General features: G+C 34.3%; 17 protein-coding genes and 1 pseudogene. 15 read left to right on the forward strand and 3 right to left on the reverse strand.

The genetic code is table 11. The annotated features are described in order from the left end of the window. The first annotated feature begins 51 nt into the window (after positions 1 to 51). The 11 genes and pseudogenes from AC1PU0_RS01635 to AC1PU0_RS01685 form a co-directional block, all read left to right on the forward strand. Entirely contained in the window at positions 52 to 1110 is a 1059-nt protein-coding gene (locus tag AC1PU0_RS01635) for a WxLIP family cell surface protein (protein WP_206848264.1), read from the forward strand. A gap of 24 nt (positions 1111 to 1134) precedes the next feature. After that, positions 1135 to 1800, forward strand: a complete 666-nt coding sequence (locus tag AC1PU0_RS01640; protein WP_206848265.1) for a hypothetical protein — start codon at positions 1135 to 1137, stop codon at positions 1798 to 1800. A gap of 233 nt (positions 1801 to 2033) precedes the next feature. After that, the gene (gene lepB, locus AC1PU0_RS01645; RefSeq protein ID WP_277989330.1) at positions 2034 to 2543 is read left to right on the forward strand and encodes a signal peptidase I; all 510 of its coding nucleotides are present in this window, start codon (positions 2034 to 2036) and stop codon (positions 2541 to 2543) included. 55 nt (positions 2544 to 2598) lie between these two features. Beyond that, positions 2599 to 3099, forward strand: a complete 501-nt coding sequence (lepB, locus tag AC1PU0_RS01650; protein WP_479998650.1) for a signal peptidase I — start codon at positions 2599 to 2601, stop codon at positions 3097 to 3099. 35 nt (positions 3100 to 3134) lie between these two features. Next, on the forward strand, positions 3135 to 5747 hold the full coding sequence (locus tag AC1PU0_RS01655; protein ID WP_206848267.1) for a YfhO family protein: 2613 nt from the start codon (positions 3135 to 3137) through the stop codon (positions 5745 to 5747). Then, positions 5744 to 6712, forward strand: a complete 969-nt coding sequence (locus AC1PU0_RS01660) for a DUF5067 domain-containing protein (RefSeq protein WP_206848268.1) — start codon at positions 5744 to 5746, stop codon at positions 6710 to 6712. The genes AC1PU0_RS01655 and AC1PU0_RS01660 overlap by 4 nt, the downstream gene beginning before the upstream one ends. Before the next feature lie 43 nt (positions 6713 to 6755). Further along, complete coding sequence (locus tag AC1PU0_RS01665) at positions 6756 to 7490, forward strand: hypothetical protein (RefSeq protein ID WP_206848270.1); 735 nt, start codon at positions 6756 to 6758, stop codon at positions 7488 to 7490. A 65-nt stretch (positions 7491 to 7555) separates the two neighbouring features. After that, positions 7556 to 9268: a YfhO family protein gene (locus AC1PU0_RS01670; RefSeq protein ID WP_206848271.1), complete on the forward strand. Its 1713-nt coding sequence runs from the start codon at positions 7556 to 7558 to the stop codon at positions 9266 to 9268. A gap of 88 nt (positions 9269 to 9356) precedes the next feature. Next, entirely contained in the window at positions 9357 to 9923 is a 567-nt protein-coding gene (locus AC1PU0_RS01675) for a YdeI/OmpD-associated family protein (RefSeq protein ID WP_206848274.1), read from the forward strand. 103 nt (positions 9924 to 10026) lie between these two features. Beyond that, positions 10027 to 10605 (forward strand): histidine phosphatase family protein, encoded by a 579-nt coding sequence (locus AC1PU0_RS01680; protein WP_206848275.1) that lies wholly within the window; start codon positions 10027 to 10029, stop codon positions 10603 to 10605. A 22-nt stretch (positions 10606 to 10627) separates the two neighbouring features. Next, a pseudogene (locus tag AC1PU0_RS01685) lies at positions 10628 to 10757 on the forward strand (MerR family DNA-binding transcriptional regulator); the annotation flags it as partial. Positions 10758 to 11083: 326 nt separating this feature from the next. Here the strand turns inward: AC1PU0_RS01685 and AC1PU0_RS01690 are convergent. After that, positions 11084 to 12082 (reverse strand): linear amide C-N hydrolase, encoded by a 999-nt coding sequence (locus tag AC1PU0_RS01690; RefSeq protein WP_206848276.1) that lies wholly within the window; start codon positions 12080 to 12082, stop codon positions 11084 to 11086. A gap of 450 nt (positions 12083 to 12532) precedes the next feature. Here AC1PU0_RS01690 and AC1PU0_RS01695 point away from each other — a divergent pair, with 450 nt between their 5' ends. Next, positions 12533 to 14317 (forward strand): collagen binding domain-containing protein, encoded by a 1785-nt coding sequence (locus tag AC1PU0_RS01695; protein ID WP_206848277.1) that lies wholly within the window; start codon positions 12533 to 12535, stop codon positions 14315 to 14317. A gap of 618 nt (positions 14318 to 14935) precedes the next feature. Further along, complete coding sequence (locus AC1PU0_RS01700) at positions 14936 to 18043, forward strand: hypothetical protein (protein WP_206848278.1); 3108 nt, start codon at positions 14936 to 14938, stop codon at positions 18041 to 18043. Positions 18044 to 18332: 289 nt separating this feature from the next. Here AC1PU0_RS01700 and AC1PU0_RS01705 read toward each other — a convergent pair whose 3' ends face one another. Beyond that, the gene (locus tag AC1PU0_RS01705) at positions 18333 to 18941 is read right to left on the reverse strand and encodes a hypothetical protein (RefSeq protein ID WP_111248063.1); all 609 of its coding nucleotides are present in this window, start codon (positions 18939 to 18941) and stop codon (positions 18333 to 18335) included. Positions 18942 to 19032: 91 nt separating this feature from the next. After that, positions 19033 to 19359 carry a winged helix-turn-helix transcriptional regulator gene (locus tag AC1PU0_RS01710; protein WP_111248062.1) on the reverse strand — a complete coding sequence of 109 codons (327 nt, stop codon included), beginning with the start codon at positions 19357 to 19359 and terminating at the stop codon, positions 19033 to 19035. Between the two features lie 295 nt (positions 19360 to 19654). Here AC1PU0_RS01710 and AC1PU0_RS01715 point away from each other — a divergent pair, with 295 nt between their 5' ends. Next, entirely contained in the window at positions 19655 to 21163 is a 1509-nt protein-coding gene (locus tag AC1PU0_RS01715; RefSeq protein ID WP_111248061.1) for a DUF1846 domain-containing protein, read from the forward strand. 330 nt (positions 21164 to 21493) lie between these two features. Next, positions 21494 to 21799: an ArsR/SmtB family transcription factor gene (locus AC1PU0_RS01720; RefSeq protein ID WP_111248060.1), complete on the forward strand. Its 306-nt coding sequence runs from the start codon at positions 21494 to 21496 to the stop codon at positions 21797 to 21799. Positions 21800 to 21853: the final 54 nt, after the last annotated feature.

A 21853-nucleotide genomic window follows, 5' to 3' on the forward strand; every position in this document is an offset into this window, starting at 1 on the left:
ATAAGAGTAGTGATGCTCTTATCTTTGTTCTTAGTGAAAGGTAGAGAAAGAATGAAAAAATGTAAACATATTATTTTTAGTACTCTTATCATATACATACTAGGTATAGCCTTCTATCCCCAAGTCACTCATGCTAATGAGGAGACAGGGAATTTTAACTACAGGATAGTTCGTCCTGAAAATCAGAATGGCTATGCGAACTATTTTGATTTAAAAATGACGCCAAGTCAAAAACAAACAGTACAAATTGAACTTCAAAACATTTCGGACAAATCTATAGATATTGAAATATTGTTAAATAGCGCAAAAACTAACGCAAATGGTGTGTTGGAGTTTGGCTCATCGAAATTAGAGAAGGATGCTTCCTTAAAATATGATTTTAAGGATATTGTAAAAGGACCTGGAAAAGTAACAATTCCAGCGAAAGAAACAGCTCCATTGAATTTAGACATTGACATGCCAGCTGAAAGTTATGATGGTATCATCACAGGTGGTATCCAAATGCAAGTGATTCCTACAGAGGAAACAAAGAAAAAGGAACAAAAGGAGCAACAAATTGTTAATCGATATGCGTTTGTCGTAGGAATGGTTTTAAGAGAAACCGAAACGCCTGTTCAACCGGATGTGAAGTTTAACAAATTCTACGCAGGTTTAACGAATTATCGTAATGCTGTTTACGTGAATTTTTCAAATACAGAGGCGGCATTTTTAGAGAATATGAGTATTGATCTTCAAGTAACGAAAAAAGGTTCTGATGAGGTACTCTATGATACGACAAAAACCGAAATGCGTATGGCACCAAATTCAAAAATAGATTTTCCTGTAGAAATGAATGGGGAAAGAATGGAAGCGGGAGATTATACAGGCCATATTTTAGTTAAAAGTAAAGATAAAAAATGGGAATGGACGGATGATTTTACGATCACACAAAAAGAAGCGGATAAGTATAATGGACAAGATGTTACCTTAGTTCAAGAACGTGGAATTGATTGGAAAATAATTGGTTTGATTGTCGGAGGTATCTTTATTGTTGTAATTATTATATTTGTTGTTATTCGTGTGATGAAAAAGAAACAAAAAGTGAAGAAGAGAAAGAAAAAGAAGAAATAACATAAATCAAGGAGGAACGGTGCAGTGAGCATTTTAGATTGGGCATTTATTGCATTACTATCGTGTGCTATTCTCTTTTTCCTCTTCAGCATATTATCCTTAGTTTTCGCAATTCAAATGAGAACAAAATATACTACCTTAAAAACAAAAAAAATAAAAGATAAGCGTAAACGTAAAAAACTAAAAAAAGTAATCAATAAGACACATAAAGCAATGAAAAAACATTTTAGAAGAGTGATACTTCTATTTTTATTGATGCTTATTATGGCTGGAGGAGCAGCTTACTCAAGGTATTATCAACAAACTACTTTGGAAAATGAAGATGCCAATATCATTGTTCAAAGCTACTTCTTAATTGAAGAAGTTGATAAACAATTGACAAGTGCGCAAGAGGGTGCGAGTGCGGAAGCGATCGAAGAAAGAATTAGAGAAGTAAGCTCTCTTTTAGTAACCTATGGAAATAATAAAGCATTTGGTGGTTTATCGCTGGATCGTCAAAAAAGCTTGAATCGCTATTACACAAAGATTAGGGAATTGGGAGCTAATCTTAGTAATGCCAATCGAGAAAAAATAGCGACGACAGAATATATTGAGACCTATCAAAAGACCATTAAACAATTACAAACAAATCAAAAAAATATTTTCAAATTGTTTGGGATAAATGAATCTGCCTTGAAGCAGAAAAAATAGTGATTTTCCAGAGGTGATGATGTGACCCAGGGAAAAAATAATCCTAAAAAAAAAGACGGACAGTTCCTTCAGTAAAGGAAAGACCGAGAAAAAAAAAGGGCGATGAGTCAATTGTTGCCAGAAAAAAAAGAAAACAGCAGCACATAAAAAAAAGACAATTATCATATAAGCGACCGGTAAATAAAAAGAAGAAGCGTAAAAGAAAACTGAAACAACTACTTAACGAACTTGGCTTGACTATTCTGATTACATTTAGTTTGTTGATCATAGTGAAGCAGTTAACTTTTTCTTTACCAAAGATTGAAGGATATTCTATGTTGAATACTTTAATGGATCAAGATCGCGTATTTGTAAATAAATTGAGCAAAGTGAAACGTTTTTCTTTAGTGTATTATCGAGATGCAACAAGTAAAGAGTTGGCTGTCAGAAGGATTATAGGACTGCCAGAAGAGCGATTTTATTATAAAGAAGATCAATTATTTGTGGAGGATAAAAGAATTCCAGAACGTTTTTTAGTTGAGGTTTTGAATAAAAGAGGTAAAGGGAATGCTGAATTCACTGAAGATTTCACATTACAAGAAATAACAAAGGATCAACAAATTCCAAAGGGAAAATATTTTGTATTAGGTGATAATCGACCATATGCTACCGATAGTCGAGATTTTGGTTATATAGATGAAAAAGATATTATCGGGGTAGTAAAAATGAAGGTCATGCCTTTTCATCAAATGCAAGCTTTTTAGATGTGGGGAAATAGATAATGAAAAAAAAGGGGCTATAAAAAAACAACTAGCCATAGTGAATTGGAAAAAAAGAAGTATTATTTTAGTATTGATCTTGATATCTATTCTATTTTTTGTTTTCTTGAGAACACATCAAGTCAGTGGTAATTCCATGCTTCCTACACTAAATGATGGCGATAAGATTTTGGTATGGAAAGGTAGAGTACCAAAACGATTCACTATTATAACACTTGAACCGATGGATAATCCTCAAGAGTCTTATGTAAAACGTGTAATCGGGATGCCAGGCGATAAGCTTGACTTAAAAGGGAATTCTTTGCGTATCAGCTATTTAACAAACAAAGTTGAAGAGTATGAAGAAATAAATGTAACTGATGGAGTTGCGATGATTTTGGAGGGACAAAACGAAATTCCTATGGATAAATATTTTGTCTTGGGTGATAACAGAAGTCACTCCAACGATAGTCGCAGTATGGGATTAATAAATCGAACGCAGATTGAAGGGGTTGTTGGTTGGAGATATTACCCGTTCAATAGAATAGGTCATATAAAATAGTTTTTATATAAAGAGTAGAAGAAAGTTGAGGTTCTATGAAAAAAATAACGATGTTCTTGAAAGAAAATGTTTGGGCTATGACCTTAAGCATCGTTTTGCCGATTTTAATTATAGGTATTGCCTACTATCGGCAGGGAATTTATTTTGGCAGCGAGGCAACTTTGTTGGCTAGTGATGCATTTGCACAGTTCTCTAATTTCTACGCTAGCTTTAATAATGTGCTGCAAGGGAAGCAAAGTATTTTCTATACTTGGAGTGGCTCATTAGGCTTGAACTATTGGTCATTAGCGGCCTATTATTTAAATGGTTTATTTACACCAATTGTTAGCTTATTTCATAATAGTCAAATTCCTGATGCGATGTATTGTATTACACTACTCAAATTCGGGGCAATGGGTGGTACGTTTTGGATTTATAGTAATCAAACATTCAAACTCTCTAAGTGGATCACAGTGGGATTGAGTGTTTGTTTTGCGTTGATGTCCTATACTGTTTCTTATTCACCGATGATTATGTGGTTAGATGCGATGGTTTTCTTGCCACTAATTATTCTAGGAATCGATCGCTTGATGGATCAAAGAAAGTCAGGCTTGTTATTTACTAGTTATTTACTGCTATTTTTATCCAATTTTTATATGGCTTTCATGGTAGGGGTTTTCTCTTTTTTATATTTCCTTGCTCGTCTGCTCACTGATTGGCAGCGGTATAAAAAAAGTTTGGGATTATACCTAGTTGTATCGTTACTTGCAGGTGGGGCTTCTATGGTAACTATTTTACCTACTGTTTTTGATTTGAAAAGTAATGGGGAAAGTTTAACTGCCATTTCTCAAATACTAACACCAGATACTGGAATCTGGGATATCATTGCTAAAAACATGGTAGGTGTATATGATACATCCAAATATGAAGCAGCTCCATTTATTTATATAGGATTACTTCCATTACTGTTTTGTCTGTTTTATTTTTCAACTAAAAAAATTCCATTGAAAAATAAACTCTCTTATGGGAGCATTGGAGTGATTTTAATTGCAAGTGTCTACATTCAACCATTGAATCTATTTTGGCACGGGTTACATTCACCAAATATGTTTTTATTCAGATTTAGTTTTTTACTGTCATTTTTGGTGTTAATGCTTGCGGCCTTTGGGTTAGAAAAGTTTGAAAAAGAAGATCAGCATACACTTATAAATATAGGAATCGCTGTAATAGCAATGTTTATTTTAACTGTGATTGCCTCCAATAAGAAACGCTATAGCTATATTAGTGGGGAATCACTTATATACTCAATTGTATTTGTAATTATTTATGTAATTTTGTTTATAGCCTTGAAAAAAATTAAAGGAAAACAGTCTATTTTTTATTTTGGGATCATGCTTGTACTTATTTGTGAGATATTTATGAATACAGGCAAAATGTTGGAAGGAGTTCGCAGTGATTGGGGGTATCCTAAACGTGAGTTATATAGTCATTATTATAAGGATATATCCAATCTAGTTGATCAAACAAAAAAGGAAAATAAGCAATTTTATCGAATGGCTAATTTAAATCCTATTTCTCAAAATGAGAGTTTTAACTATGGTTATAGTGGTGTTACCATGTTTTCTTCAATTCGTAATCGAAATTCATCTAGCTATTTAAATGATTTAGGCTTCCGCTCAACAGGTTCCAATTTGTATATTGATTATCAAAATAACACATTGTTGATGGATACTCTGTTAGGAATTAAATACAATATATCGAAAGATAAGCCGATGAAATATGGTTTTGAAAAGGAGCAAATTCAAGGAGCGTATACACTATATAAAAATAGTAATGCGTTACCACTTGCAATAAGAACGAGTAAAGAAGTTTACAAAGAAGGTCAAAATAAAAGCCAAGAAGATTTACTGAATTATTTAGCAGGTACAAACGAAAAACTATTTTACTTTAAATTACCTAAAGAAGTAAGTACAGAAAATCTAATTACTGAATACGATGGAGATATTGTGTATTACTCTGAAGAAAGACCAGGAAGTAGTAAAAGTATTACTTGGAGCTTAGATGTTCCAGCCAATTCTCAAGCGTACATCAATCTTTTGGCTGAAGATAGTAGCATGATGAGAGATGCCGTGGTGGAAGTCGAAGTGAACGGTGTTCTTCGTACAGCAGATATGCCGAGATCAGGTCAATATTTCAACGTTGGCTATTATCAAGAAGCTACTACAGTGACAATAAAAGCAAGTTTTAGAGGTGTTCCTGTAGTGAAGCTGATGCAACCAGATGGATTGATTTTAGATACGAAGGCTTTTGATAAAGTAATGAAACCTTTAAAAGAAAAAGGCGTCGATTTTAAAGTTGAAGGTAGAAAAGCAGTTAAATCTCTTGAGGTTACTGGAAAAGAAGAAGCGCTACTAACAACGATTCCATACGACAAAGGATGGAAAGCCTATATTGATGGGAAAGAGACGAAGATTCAAGCGTTCAACAAGGCATTTTTGGCGGTAAATGTTCCGAATGGAAAGCATAAAATAGAATTTATTTTCCTCCCCCAAGGATTCAAGATTGGTGCTGTATTATTTGTTTTCTGTACGTCCCTATTTTTATTACTCTATTGGCGAGAACATCAAATGTTGAAAGCTACCGTGAAGGATGAAAGGACTATAGAATGAAAAAAAGAATAAGTGTTCTCTATTTATTTGTAATCTGTTGTATTTTATTAATAGGATGTTCAGATAAGTTATCAGAAAAAAAAGAAACCTTTGAAGGACAAGGAATAACCTATCAGTTTAAGCTTCCTGCAAAATGGAATAAGATTGAGTCTTTTAAAGATACAATCAATAAAAACGCTGTTTTTGGAGCTGAGGATACAAACAGTAATTCAACAATGTTTATTATGACCTATCTTAAATCTACAGTTGAGTTAAAAGATTTTGCATCAAAAACAAGAGTTGAATTGCAAAAACGCTATAACTATAAAGAATTAGAAGGCGTTTATATGAAAGAATATGAAATAAACAAGCATAAGGCTATTAAATATACACTGAACACTACTTATAAGCAACAAGATGTTTGGGCTCATTTTTATTATGTAGAAACGGAGCATGGGTTTGTAGAATTGATTTTTTATTCAGCTAACGATGGGTCGTATGAAAAGAGATCTTTGATTATTGATGAGAGTGTTGACACATTGGTTGAAACTAAAAGTACGAAAAATAGCGAGACTACTGATAGTACTGAGAATACTGATGAGAGTAACTTAGAAGTGAAAAATGACAGACTGACATTTACGATGGATGGTGTCATGACTTTGATAGAGGATGACAAAAGTAAAAAACTAGTTTTACGCTATCAACTGACTAACTTAAGTGATGAACAGTTGATTCCCAAAGAAGTTCAGTCCTATATCACTGCTACTCAAAATGGTACAAAGCTTGAGCCAACAGAAATTTCTGATGCTAGCCAAGATCTTGATTTAAAGGAATTGATACAAGCAGGTGAAAAAACAATAGCTAAAGAGGAAAAAATTGAAAGTGTTTGGGTATTTTCATTGCTAGATTCAAGTAATGTTACGTTAACGTTTGATCAAGACCAGTTTAAAGATCAAAATCCGCAACTGGTTGATTTAACTAAGTAATGCAGGATGAATTTGTTTTAATAGATTGAAAAGGAGCAAGCAAATGAAAAAAAAAATACTACTACTAGCATTAACGTTACTCACTTTAAGTGGTTGTGCTGAGGCCAATGGACATGATACCTTGAATAAAGTAGATAAAGGCTTAGTTTGGCAAGAAGCTAGAGAGAAGCCGTTTGGAAAATACGATTATGGAAAGCTAGATGAAAAAAAATTCAATAGTTTGTTAAAAGAAAAATTCAAGGTAGAAATCCCAGCGTATTATAAGGATGTAAAAATTAATTTTGAAAAAGAATTTGTGACAGAACAAGTGAAGCTCGATCATTCTGAATACTTCTTAGCTTCTGAAGGGGAAACATTACATTTGAGGATTGTTAGTCAGTATAACAAGGGAGAAGAAGCAGTGTTATATACAACAACTAAGTTTGAATATCTGTTTGATCGAGAAAAAAAACGGGCAACACTACGAAATCAATCAATCACCATACAAAACACATCAGAAGATGGAAATTTTCCTAAAGAGGATATTGATCAACTAATTTTAACTATGGGACAAGCAATCAACGCTCAACGTCTTGCTAGTAAATTAGAAGAGTTTAATAATTTGAAGGAAAAAGAAAAAGGGAAAATCAAAAATCAAGTACTTGTTATCCATGATAATTCAGATATAGCAAGAGAAAAAAACGAACTGCAGAAGGTTGTATCTGTCAAATACGGCTCAGAAGGGGTCTTAAGAGATATCTATTTCTTTATCGTAGACGTTATTGATGAAGAAGTATAAAACAGAGGGAAGTCAAAACAGCGGCTAAGTTTTGCTTCACACTCTAGATTTATGAGGAGTTTACTATGAGCTTATTTACTAGTCAGTTAAATGATCGTACTAAAAAATATTATTCTATAGCTATGTATTGTCTGTTTTTATTTCTGAGCATCTTTACCATTTATTTTGTGTTAATTCAAAATAAAAAAATATTTATCGGAGATGATCTAAGCTTTCACTTAGGGAGAATTGAAGGATTGTACTTAGCTATTTTTAATGGCGATTATTTTCCCAAAATCAACTATTTTTTACTCGAGGGAATGGGCTATATCTCCAGTTTGTTTTATCCGGACTTTTTAATATATCCAGCAGCGTTGCTTAAAGTAATCGGTCTTTCCACAGCGCAAGCATATGTGGTGTATATTATTATGATTAATTTTTTAACCTTTGTAATAGCCTATCACTCTTTTTACTTTATAAAAAGTTCAAGAAAAAAAGCTTTTTTATTTGCATTGCTCTATGGGTTATCTTCATATAGGTTAAGTGATGTGTTATATCGTGCTGCTTTAGGTGAAACCTTAGCTTTTATGGTTTTGCCAATTGCTTTTGTCGGAATCATTAAGATTCTATTTGGAGATTATAAACAATTCTATATATTAACAATTGGAATGGTGTTATTAATTTTTAGCCACATGATTACGGCATTTATTTTTTGTATCTTTATTTTAGTTTTCTTGATATTAAACGTCAAAAAATTAATAAAAGAAAAACAAAGGATGCTCTATTTAATAGTAGCAGCAATTTGCACAATCCTATTAGTGGCACTTTCGCTGTTTCCAATACTTGAACAGCTTCAATTTCAAAAGCTTGTTCTTCAAGATAGCCCTATGTTTTATCTTGAAAAAACAGCGGAGCCTCTATTGAAGTATATGGATACTGCTTGGAAAAACCAAGGGTTTAATAATTTGGGACTCTTCGTTATTATCTTACTTATTTTACTCACAATAAGCGCTAAAAAGTTAGACTCTCTCAATAAACAACTAGTTGGAATAAGTGTTTTATTTTTTATTATGGCAACTTCTTTATTTCCAAACCGATTACTAAACAAAACTATTTTAAACATGATTCAGTTTCCTTGGCGTTACTTTATTATCGTTACGTTTAGTGTTTGTTGGGTAGCTGCAGATACTTTAAAGGAATTAATACCTAAAAAAATTAAAAGTGATAATTGGCTTATACCAGTTAGTCTATGCTTGTTACTTGTCAACACTTTTTACTATCAAAAAAATATGGAAACAGATCTTATCGGAAAGAGTAGAATGAGAGAGTATTCCTCGTTTTCAGAATTAGATGCCTATCAACTTGGGTATGGGCAAGAATATTTACCTAATGGCTTTAAATATATGATGGATCCTCATAGTTTAATTATACTGCCAGAAGAGACTAAAGTTGATAATATGAAACGAACCTATAATGTGATGACCTTAGATTTTAAAGCTAAGGAACGAACCAAACTGATTTTCCCAATTATTTATTACAAAGGCTATAAAGTAAATGTAGAGGGAAGCGGTACAGTCAGTGAGATTCAAAAATGTCAAGAGCCCTATGGCTTTTCAGAAGTTTTCGTAGAAGGAAATGGTCGATTGACTTTTTCTTATAAAGGGACAATAATTCAGAGAGTATCTTTCTATATTTCCCTTGTTACAGCAAGTCTTTTGATAGGCTATATATGGTTGCAGGGAAAACAACAAAAAAATAATGTAGATGAAAAGGTTAAGTTAGAAGACATGAATGATTAGACGATATCTTCAAAGCGATTGAATTAGTTTACCGGCATGTGTTGATTCCTGTATAATACTTTAACCCAGTAAATTAGGAGTGAAACGCATGCAAATCGACAACCTACTACCCATCACAACCAGACAAGAACTACGAGACTGGCTAAACACAAATAGCACAACCGCAAAATGTTGTTGGGTCATTGTCAGTATCAAACCTGAACCAAATAAAATTCAATATTTAGATGCAGTAGAAGAAGCCTTGTGCTTTGGCTGGATTGACGGTATTAAAAAGAAAGTTTCAGAAACACAAACAGCACAACGACTTTCACCAAGAGCGAAAAAAAGCCCTTGGACAGAACTGAACAAAGAACGTGTTCGCCGTTTGGAAAAACTAGGTTTGCTAACAGAACAAGGTAGGAATGTTTTGCCGGACATGACAGCAACTTCTTTTCAAATCGATACGGTTATCGTAGAACGACTGAAAGAGGATATGGAAATCTACGAAATGTTCTTAAACTTTCCAGAATTATATCGGCGTATTCGGATTGATACAATTCAAACGTACAAACATCAACCTGAATTGTTTGAAAAACGATTAGATAAATTTATTGAGAACACCAAAGCCAATAAAATATATGGTGCTTGGCATGACAACGGGCGCTTGCTTGAATAGGTAGAAAGTTAAGCTGAACAGTTATGTTCAGCTTTTTTACTTGCCTTGGAGCGCACTTCATGGGTTATGATAAGTAAAACGTATAGAAATGGGGATGAGGTAGATGACGAAAACATTATATCTGATGAGACACGGCGAAACATTATTTAACCAACAGAAAAAAATCCAAGGTTGGTGCGACTCTCCACTTACGGAAAAAGGCATCAAACAAGCGCAGATTGCAGGGGCTTATTTTAACGATCATGGTATTGATTTTGATGATGCGTATACGTCTACATCTGAACGCGCTAGCGATACCTTAGAGCAAGTGACAGATAGGTCATATAAAAGGGTCAAAGGCTTGAAAGAATGGAATTTTGGCCGTTTCGAATCAGAAAGTGAGGCACTAAACCCACCGTTACCCTATGGAGATTTCTTTGTTGGATATGGTGGAGAAGAAGAAGGTCAATTTAGAGAACGAGTATCGGAAACCTTGATGAAAATCATGAAAGAAGCGGGTAAAACGGTGTTAGGTGTATCCCATGGGGCCTCTTGCCGACAATTTATGCGAAATTGGGCCCATACAAGTGATGTGGATCAAAAAGACCGTTTAGGAAATTGCTGTATTTTGAAATTTGAATTTGAGCATGATACATTTAGATTACAAGAAATCATCAATCACGATTTTTCCAATTTGGAATGAGCAATTAAAGAGGATAACTCGATTGAATAGCAAAGAAGCTGCAAAAATGTTTGGTTTAACGACTGATACGATTCGTTACTATGAACGAGTGGGTGTCATTCCACGAAAAGAATGGGTACCGTGCGTACACTACAAGAGAGTTGAACTGGATTTAGTTAGCAAAAAGTTTGCGTCATGCAGGTGTCTCAATAGAATCTTTTCTCCCAAGAGTGCTAAGAATACTTGTGGTCGTCAAAACTTTTAGTATGATACGAAAAACGGCGAGTTTGAAATGAGGAATTAAAAAAATAAAAGAAAACGAGGTTGGGGCAGAAGTGTTTAACTCCGAGAAATAAGAAGGGATTTACGGAAATTGCTCTTCAAATTTTTGTGAATTTCGGCTTATTTCCGAAGGAGTTGCTTCTGCGCCCACCGTTTATTCGGTTACTAAGAGCCTGAAACATACCCTTTTTAGTTATGTCCCAGGCTCGTTTTCTTTTTATTTTTTAGCATTGCGATACAAAATGTCTTCTGTATCACCACTAGACCAGATTTTTCCAGAAGTAGCATCGAAATCTTCATTTTCTAGTTGGATACAGCGAATACGTTGATTATTATACGTTTTATAGTAATAGTTTAGTGAGCTATTCACCATAACAGAGGTATATTGCGTATAGTCATACGCTTGTGTTGTTTTTACGACACCTTTAGGAATATCCACATTAGCAAGAACATGAAACATAGACGTAACACCGTCTAACTCTGTCTGAACATCATGTAAGCAAGCCTTTAGAAAGGCCGCTCTAACAAATCTTGATGGTGGTGTAAAATCACCAGGAAGACCAAAAGCACCAGCGCCTTCACCAAATGGTTTCATGACCATATCTTTTAAATGAACTTCTGTTTTTTGACTAGGTTGAAGGCCAATATAATTTCTTAAATTCGTTGTATGCCATTTATAGTCGGGACTATTTGTCATGACCCCAACTGTGTTTTCGTGAATATTTAAGGTTTGTTCAGTGTATTCAATGACGATGCTTTTCCCGGTTTTATCAGTGATGACCCAATGAAGAGGTAAGACGATGCCTAAGAAATCTAAGGCCGTATTTTCAACTCGAGCGTTTTCCATTATCTGTGTTACCTCTTCAATCGTTGAACAATTAGACAATAAAAATGGGACAACATCATGAGGTGCTAAGGTATATTTTTTAGAAGTATCTTGATTGTTATAATCAGCATACCCTGAAAAATAAAGAGCAGCACAAGAAAGTCCTTTTTCATTTAAACCATCCGCAAAAACAAAGTGTTCCTTATTCACTTGCCGCGCCATTCCTACAAAGGCGTATTCATTTTTACGGTCGTAGCTCTCGTCATTAACGAATACAAATTTTTTTCTTGGAATAAACGTCGGCTCACCCTCTAAAATAACCGCAAAATCCATTGTTCTAGCTAATAAAACATGTTGATCTTTTGTCGTCATTGTAATACTTGTACACATCAATAATCGCTCCCTCTTTTTTCTAAAATAAACCTTCTATTATAAGATTATAAAATAATATAAATTAAAAATGAACTTTATAAAAGTTTAACGTAATTTATACTTATAATCAAAAATATACTATGAAAGAACGTTTTTAAAGTAAGAAAAAAAGTAACCTTTCTTGAATCAAGATAAAAAATTGTTCTAATCATGGTGTTTTTATCTATGACAGGTCAAATAAGAAATCTTAATCATCAATTTACAATCTTATTTTTAATAATAATTCGATAATATTGTTATTAAAAATATATTTAATGAAAATAACAATCATTATAATTTAATGTAAAACATATAATCTTTGACACGACTTCCTTTTTTGTTTAACATCAGAAAAGTTGCTCTTCACAAAAGCAATATAGAATGCATATTAGTCTATATCAATCACGAGGAAGGAAAGATGTATAAAAGATGAGAAAGAAATTATCTTGGTTTTTTGTAATGTTTGTAGGGTTGTTAGGAGTAGTTGGATTTAGCCAGCAGTCATTGGCTGCGGAATTAAATAATGGAGGGTTTGTTGATTCAATCCATTTTGATAAATCAGAATTGTCAGATGGCGAGTTGACCTCTATTCGAGTAACGTTCAGTGAAAAATCTACTACTAAGCTAAGTGCAGGAGATACCTTAACCCTATCCTTACCAAAAGAGCTTGAAGGCCTCGTTGATTCTGATAGTGTACCACGTGAAATTGATTTAAATGGGTTAGGTATAACCCGTGTTTATAAAGATAAAGTAATTGCGACATTTAATGAGAAAGTGAATCAGTTAGATCACGTTCGTGGTGAATTTACTTTCGGTGTGCGTGTAAAAAATGTTGCAGAAAATACAGTGAAAGAGATACCAGCAAATCTTGGAACATCAATCACCGTACCCAATATTGTAGTCAAAGGACACACAGGCGGTGGCGTGGAAGGTGAGAAACCTTTCTTTTATAAAACTGGGGATCTACTTGGGAAATCTGGTCAAATCCGTTGGTTTTTAAATGCAAATTTGAATAAACAAGAATTAGGAAATGACATCGTTTTGACAGATCAATCTGGTGGGGGACAACTGTTAAATAAGGATAGTTTTGTGTTTACGGTCGATAACTATTTAGGTCGGTCGACACTTAGTTTGTCAGAGTTTGAAAATCATGGATATGGGACCGTTACATTTGGCGAAGACAATGCTTTTGTAATTCGTCTTTATCGTGAAAAAGCACGGTTGGCTTCCTTTTCAATTATGTACACAGCGACAATAACAGAGGCTGGGAAAAAACAAGCGAACTTTACTAACGATTGTCAAATTGAGTATCAACTGTATTATGAAAAAGCGACAAATGAAGTAGCAACGCACAAAGTAAAGAATATCTTTTTAGACGGAAATGCCACAGGTGATGAAAATGAGCGAATAAATGAGCCGGAGGAACAGGAAGTAATCATAGAAGACGAATCCAATCAGATAGAAGAAATCACACCTCTGGATCCTAAAAAAACAGAAGAGACGAAAGAAGAAGAATTAAATCAAGCCAAAGAAGATCATCCCGAAATCTATGTTGGAGAGAAAACAGAAATGATTGAAGACGAATCTAGTGAGTTAGGTGAAATCCAACCAATCGAGGAAAAAACGGCAAAAGAAAGCGAAGAAGAGTCAAATCAAGCCAAAGAAGATAGTCCCGAAATCCATGTTGGAGAGCAAATAGAAATGATCGAAGACGAATCTAGTGAGTTAAGTGAAATCCAACCAATCGAGAAAGAAACAGCGAAAGAAATTAAAGAAAAAGAGTTGAATGAAGCTAAGGAAGAACAACCAGAAATTCACGTTTATGAACAAAAAGAAACAATCGATGATGAGTCAACAGAATTAGAAGAAATCAACCCAATTCAGCCAGAGACTGTTGATGTAACAGAAGTACCTTTATTAGAACCAGCCATTTCTGGAAAAGAGATTGAGGTGCACCAAGATAAGCCTGTCAAAGAAGAGATTAAATCGAATGGACATGCAGAAGGTGAACGGATACTAGTAAAAGAAGAAAAAAAACAATCAAAAGGTGATACCATTCTTTCGAATACATCTAAAAGAGATGCTGTACAACCAAAAGACCAATTACCAAAAGCTGGAAGCAAAGAGAGCAACATTGCTAAGACTTTTGGTTTGTTAACAATTATGCTAGCTGTCGGGGCTTATATACTAAATCGTAAAAAAAGAGTGAACTAATAATTAATATAAAGGATAAGACAAATGGTGCTAACTATTTGTCTTATCCTTTATTTCTGTTCTCTTTACTAGGCATTATTTCCATACCTTTAAACAAGTATAAGTGGTAGTTTCATGTTATTTTCCTTATTTTTTCAGAATAATATGTTTAATATCGATTAATAAAATCGAAACAAAATGATTTTAATATAGAAGTTGCTCATTTTTTACTTAAAGCATTTCAAACGTTTCTTAGAGCTATCCGTTTATTGAAAAAATAAATAATAATACGGTGTTAATATAGTATGTACAGGGAAGTATGCTTTGAAAGTATATTTGTTCGTTTTTATTCCAACGAAGTGTGTAAGGATACTTTTTCTGTTCGCTCAATAAGAATTTTTGTAGAAATTATCTACGCGTATGTTATGGAGGTATTTGATGAAAATGAGAGTGATACGTATCTTGGTTTTAGCAACATATACATGTTTTAAAAATATAGCCAATACTTAACCAATTTGTATATAAATGACTACTGATAATCAAATTACTGAGAAAATAAAAAAGAGTCTAATTCGGGAATGCTATATTTTTTAGCTATTATTTGATTTAAGGAATTAATTTTCTAAAGGAGGAAGAAAGATGAAGAAAAAAAATATAGTATTTTCACTAATACTATTAATGACATTCATATTAGCAATCGGGTACATAACAAAAGGAGCATCCTTAGAGGCAAAAACTGGAGACCTTAGTAAAGATGAAAACAAGACTTCAAATAATACTGGGTTATCGGCACCTATTCAAAGACAAGCGCCACCAGCACTAGATGCTAGCTGGATACCAGTAGACACGGCGCGACGTGAATCTGTTAATCTAGATGAAACTGGGGAACTGCAACTTGTGTACAAATTTGGTGATATGTTTGATACTCCATTGAATATTAGCTCATATTTGCAACTAATTCCCAATGTGTTTTTAAGAGATTTGAAGACCTATCCAGATGGTGTGGCTCCAGGAGATATTCAAGCTTTATATAGGAATTCAATTCTAACAGAAGAAGGAGACTATATTTTTGGACCAAATACTAGCCAGTCTATTGTTTTGGGCGTGAAAAATCCGGAGACTGGCGATGACATGGTTTATAAGACATTTAACCCGATAAAAAATTCTGCCAAGTTTTATAGGAAAGAGACTGCTAATGGTAGCGGAGCACTCATGGCAAAATATCGCGCAAAACCAAAAGAATCAAGTTTAGGGAGCTTGCCGGGGATAATGAACTTCGAATTTGAGTTAACACAAGTAATGTATCCCGAGAAAGGCAATATCCGAATTGAAATTTATCTAAAAAACATTACCCCAGATGACGCTATTAGAGATCTCTCGCTAGATAATGTGGCGTTAATGTCTTATTTTGATACGTTTTTGTCTGATAATGATGAAGTACCGATTCGTTATTTGGGAAATAATAGAGGACTGTATATTGAACAAACAGATGCGCTAGCAAATTCACCAATTTGGGCTCCAGAGCCAAGAGCTACATATCGTTTGAATTATTATTTTCAGGTACCAAATCCAGTAAGCAATTGGTCTGGTAGCAGTTATAGCGATGCATTGTATATGCTTAAACCAAATGGTGCGTTTGATGGGTTAAATGGTAGCGGGAATGAAGCAGATAATGGGATTGCAGGGACACCTATTCTGTTAAACGGTATTGTTCCACCACCTTCATATGATACAGCGATGGCTATGAAATCTGCTATAGTCCCAACATTAAAATATGGAGATTCTATCAGTTATTCTTATAAGGTTGGTTTACAGAAAATTAGTGAAAAACCTTCCATTATTTTAGATTCAAATGAAGGATTCAGGTTAACAGATCAAGGAACACATAAGATTACAGGTCAATGGTTTGATTCAGACAGTACCAAAATGAAATTGTATTATTCTATAGATGGTGGGACGAATTTTAAAAAATTTGAAGAAAAAGAAATTGCTCTAAATGAACTCGGAACAGGAATTGATTTTTCTTTAGAATTATCAAAGGATTTAAAAGATGAGGACCAAGAAATTCTAATCTATGCTGAAGATTTTCCTGAACCGGAAAAAGAGCCATTGAAATCAGAGGTAGTGACATATAAGTTGATCTATGTTGATTCTAACCCTGTCATAAAATTAGATAAAAACAATGGACGTGTTCCTGTAGATACCTATAAAGTGACTGGGACTTATATAGATGATGATAAATATAAGCCGACAACTGTTTTTTATAAAAAATTACAGGATCCGGACAGTCAATATAAAGAAGCGACAGTCATCAATGGATCGGAATCAACCTTTGAATTTTTGATTCCTAAGACCGAAATTGTTAATAGTGACAAATCATACATGTTCGCGATTCGTGCCAAGAATAAATATGAAATTGAATCCAACGTAGAAGTGTTGAAGCTTTCTAATAATCCTTCAAAACCAGCCTTTAATTTAGGTTCTGGCGAAGCAACAAAAGTGTTATCACCTACTGCAAAAAGCTACCCAATTACGATTACGGATTTTACCCATATAGGATTCTATTATCCATTAGACATGCAATATAAGATAGACGAAGTTGGCAGTTGGCAGTCTATTGGAACAAAAATCAATACGACTCAATCTAGTTCGATGACTGCTGTGACTGAAAGTGGACAAAAGATTGAAATACCAGCCTCAGCTTTAGCTTTTGGTAAAAAGCACGATGTTTACCTTAAAGTAGTGGACCAGTTTGGTATTGCATCTGATCCACAAAAAGTAGAATTCATTATGCCGGAAAGCCCTGTTTTAACAGTAGAAAATAAGGATGCCCCATCACTGGGTGAGGCACAAGTCGTAAAAGGAACAATTCAGACAGAATACTTCCCAGCAAAATTCCAATATAAGATCGAGAAAAATGGCGAAACTGGATCTGCTTATAGAGAAGTGGCGGATAAGGATCTAACAATTGATCCAGCAACTGGTAAATTTAGTTTTACAATAGAGGGCTCTTTGTTACCAGAAGGGGCTAGCTATGAGATTTTTGTAAAAGGATTTGATGCCTACAGTCAAGAATCAGCAGAGGTTAGTTATCGTTTGATAGAAGTCATCCATTTTAAAGTCAAGTTTGTGAACAGCAAAAGCGTGACCATCCATCCAGAAATCACAATTGATAGAGAGTTAGGAACGACAATTGATTTAGCACTAGAAAATGAAGTGCAAGATACACTGACGAAGTTAAAAAAACAATATACATTGGTAGATTCTTCTATACCATCAACTCCTATAGATATGGATAGCTCTACCGCTTTTTGGGAATACAAATTTACTGGACGTTTGACCTATATGTCTTATCCAGAAGCATTTGATTTTGGTTTAGAAATTGCATCGTTTAAAAAGATACGGATTGACGATCCTAAAGTGACGGGCCTCCCACTGATTGTTTCGGATACAAGAGAAAGTGAACCTGGTTGGTCATTGAACGTGAAATTGACACAAGAATTGTTAAATGAGGACGGAAAAACACCACTTAAAAATGCAGTTCGCTATAAGCATGGGGACACAGAAACTATTTTAAACAACCAAGCATTGCCTGTTGTTCGAAAACCAAGCACTGGGAAATACGATATTAGTGGAGAGTGGAGTTCTACAGGTGATGGACTTAAGCTAGAAATTGCTCCTGGTGCAGTCAATGCGCTAGGGAAGTACCATGGCGAAATGTTATTTGAACTTAGTGAAACACCATAATAACTGAGAAGTAAACGTTATAATTTAAGTTTTTACTCGTAGCGTTTATTTCAAGAGTAAACATAAAACTGTGTAAGTATTTAACACTGAGCTATTTTGGTCTAGTGAAATGCTTACACAGTTTTTACTCTATCACCAATCCATCGTTTAACACTGGCTTTTTAGTTTAACTATGACTTAATAGCGTATTTTAAATATCATTGTCTAACTTTAGCTATAAAACGTCGACCATTTCTAAATAGACCACTATTATAGCAAAAGAGCAAGAGTTCTAAATGCTGTCTCTATTCTAATCGATTGCTGTGATCTTCAAATCCTTGAAAAAAGCTTCTGTACCGATATCAACGAAAAATCCAATAGCTCCTTTAGCTTCAGCGCCATGTTTCATCTTGTCTACTACTAAAACGGGTTCTTCACTATCATTTACATAAAATGCTGCTTTAGCCTCTTTAATCATCGCTTTTAAACTGATCCATTCGTCCAGACCGATGTCAGCTGGACCCTCAAAATCAGTGATTCCAAGAGTGCGGAAATAGTCAAACGTGTATTTAGGATAGGAAAAATATTGTACACCACGATTTTTTCTGATGGGATCATCTATACGACCGTTAGTGGGTCTTACATAAAAAGATTCAAATGCTGTATCATCTTGATTGATCCGAAAAGCAATCCCGATAAAGCCACGCGCGAAATCAGGTGCATCTGGCAATAAGCGACTTAGCATTTTCACTTCGATTATCCCATTATGAAATGTTGAGCCAACTACTTTTGCGTACGTATTTTCATCAAATTCCATCAGTTTGTCTTTTTTTACAACTCTTAAAACAGGCTCGTCATTTAATGTTGTATACTCAATGCTAGTATGAATTGCTTCGATAGGTGTAATTTCACTGTGCATATTAATATCCTCCTCAATAATGGCGTATCTCTTAAATAAAAGTATAGACAATTTTTTAGGAAATGTTAAGTAGGCACTAATTTGTAACTATCTATCCAATTTGCTCCTTATAAAACTGTCCCCATTGTCTCATGGCTTCAATAACAGGTAGAAAAGTCTCCCCAAGTGTAGTTAGCTGATATTCGACATGCGGTGGGACTTTTTGGAAATCAACGCGTTCTACAAGACCATCTCGTATCATTGAGTTGAGGCTTTCGGTCAAAACTTTTTGGGAGATTCCAGATAATGAGCGCTTTAGTTCAGAATTTCTTTTTGGTCCAGTAATTAAATCTCGTATAATCAATGTTTTCCATTTGCTACCGACTAATTGAACAGTCGTCGCCACATCACAAAGCGGCATTTCTTCTTTTTTTATCATTGAAAATCAGCTCCTATGTAGTATGTCTAAGGTGCTAGTACCTCAATTTATTATGTGTTTTTTTAGAGTATTATTCAACCGTTTTCTCTATTAGTAAAAACTTTTATGTATAAGTAGTTTAATTTCTATAGTCAGTGCTATTAATTGTTTTGATTAAGGTATTGCGAATAGGGAACTTTAGTAGGAAATTATAGATAAAATGTGTTTAGAGAATAAAGAATGACATTCTGTATCGTAATCAGTCGTAAATAAGTTTATAATAGATGGCAGTATACAAATATCGGAGGGTTCTTACGTGAAAAAACTAGGTTTTGATCCACAAAAGTACATCGAAGAGCAATCAAAATATATCCTTGAAAGGGTCGATCATTACGATAAATTATATTTAGAGTTTGGTGGGAAATTGATTGGGGATATGCATGCGAAGCGCGTTTTGCCAGGTTTTGATGCGGATGCTAAAATTAAACTGTTACAAAAATTAAAAGACCAGGCTGAGATTTTGATTTGTGTTTATGCAGGGGATATCGAGCGTAATAAAATTCGTGGCGATTATGGCATTACCTATGATATGGATATTTTGCGCCAAATCGATGAGTTAAGAGAATATGGCTTAGCTGTCAATAGTGTGGTGATTACACGCTATAGTGGACAGCCTTCTACAAAAATGTTTATCAACAAATTGGAAAGAAGAGATATCAAAGTCTATAAACATGCAGCAATCGAAGATTATCCATCCAATCTTGAGAAAATCGTCAGCGAAGAAGGCTTTGGGAAAAATGACTACATTCCAACAACAAAACCAATCGTAGTCGTTACAGCACCGGGACCTGGTAGTGGGAAATTGGCCACTTGTTTGAATCAACTTTATCATGAGAGTCGTAATGGTAAGACTGCTGGTTATTCAAAATTTGAAACCTTCCCAGTTTGGAATGTTCCGTTGAAACATCCGTTAAATATTGCCTATGAAGCAGCAACCGTTGATTTGAAAGATGTGAATATGATCGATTCATTCCATTTTGATAAATACCAAAAAGTTGCTGTGAATTATAATCGTGATGTGGAGACGTTCCCAGTGATCAAACGAATCATTGAAAAAATTACGGGTGAAGAATCAGTTTATCAATCACCAACCGATATGGGTGTGAACCGTGTCGGCTTTGGTATCATCGATGATGACGTGGTGAAAGAAGCATCTAAACAAGAAATCATTCGCCGCTGTTTTGCTACAGAATGCGACTTTAAAAAAGGCTTGATCGATGAAGAAACGGTCAATCGCATTAAGTTGATCATGGAAGAAGTCGAGCTGAAAAAAGAAGACCGCAAAGCGGTACTTCCTGCTAGAGAGTATTCAGAGCAACTAAGAGAACAAACCCAAAGTAATGATACTCCTGCAGTCATTGCGTTTGAGTTAACAGATGGGAGAATTGTAACAGGGAGAACAAGTAGTTTAATGGATTCTTGTTCATCGGCAATTTTGAATGCTATCAAAACCTTAGCCAATGTATCGGATGAAATTTTGTTGTTATCTCCAGTGATTCTAGAAACCATTCAAACGATGAAACGGAAAGACCTACACAGTAAGATAACAGCTTTAAAAGCTAATGAAATCTTGATTGCTTTAGCGATTAGTGCGGTAACGAATCCTACAGCACAATTAGCGTATGATAAATTATCTGAATTGAATGGTGTCCAAGCACATTCTACGGTGATGTTAAGTAAGAATGATGAGCAAACGTTAAGAGAGTTAGGATTGGATGTTACGAGTGATGCGGTTTATCCGTCTGAGAATTTGTATTATATTTAGGCTGGTAGACTATCATTCAAAGTTGTAATAATAACGTTAAATCCTGATATAAATTTTTATTGAAAGACAAGTTGTTGAGTAGTCAATTACTTGTCTTTATTTTGTCGCGAGTAGTTTAAATGATGTCATATTTGCAAAAAAAAGAAAATCTATTGACAATACATAGATATTCCTCTATATTAATTTTATACATTGATGAACATCTATATGAAATGGGAATATTTTTAACTACGTGGTTATTTGCCGTTTAACAGTGTGACTGTTTGATATTTTATTAGCGTTAGCGGGTCATTTCATGATTTAGAATTAAAGTAAAAGGGAAGTGGAAAAATGAATTATGAAGATCATGCAGTGAAATTAAAAACAATAACGGATCCTAAAAGGATGAAGATTATCGATCTACTTTCATGTGGTGAAATGTGTGCTTGTGATATTTTAGTCCACTTTGATTTTACTCAACCAACTTTATCTCACCACATGAAAATATTGGAAAAAGCTGGATTTGTACATGTGACGAAAAAAGGCAAGTGGCATCACTACAGTTTAAATCAAGAGGAGTTAAAAATATTCATGAAAGAATTTAATCAATTATTTTTTAACTCAGATAGCTGTGTTTGTCAGAAAAATAACGTATAACAGAGAATCATTCGGCTTTTAAGCATTCAAAACATATGATGGAGTGATAAAGTA

This window comes from Enterococcus sp. XAF26B05_ASV22 (assembly GCF_056727285.1).